This is a genomic window from Aeromonas sp. Lyrl_2, from assembly GCF_051948815.1.
GTDB lineage: Bacteria > Pseudomonadota > Gammaproteobacteria > Enterobacterales > Aeromonadaceae > Aeromonas > Aeromonas veronii.
On record NZ_JAYJLJ010000073.1, the window covers coordinates 1 to 320 of the forward strand.

The 320-nt window shown below is 48.1% G+C and carries 1 protein-coding gene; it reads left to right on the forward strand.

The genetic code is table 11. From position 1 onward, the window contains the following. The coding region (locus VF684_RS20960; protein ID WP_001566121.1) for an IS5/IS1182 family transposase at positions 1 to 174 on the forward strand (174 nt) is incomplete at its 5' end. Positions 175 to 320: the final 146 nt, after the last annotated feature.

Here is a 320-nt window from a genome sequence, read left to right on the forward strand (position 1 = left end):
AGCATCCGGGCCAAGGTGGAGCACCCATTTCGCATCATCAAGCGACAGTTCGGCTTCGTGAAAGCCAGATACAAGGGGTTGCTGAAAAACGATAACCAACTGGCGATGTTATTCACGCTGGCCAACCTGTTTCGGGCGGACCAAATGATACGTCAGTGGGAGAGATCTCACTAAAAACTGGGGATAACGCCTTAAATGGCGAAGAAACGGTCTAAATAGGCTGATTCAAGGCATTTACGGGAGAAAAAATCGGCTCAAACATGAAGAAATGAAATGACTGAGTCAGCCGAGAAGAATTTCCCCGCTTATTCGCACCTTCC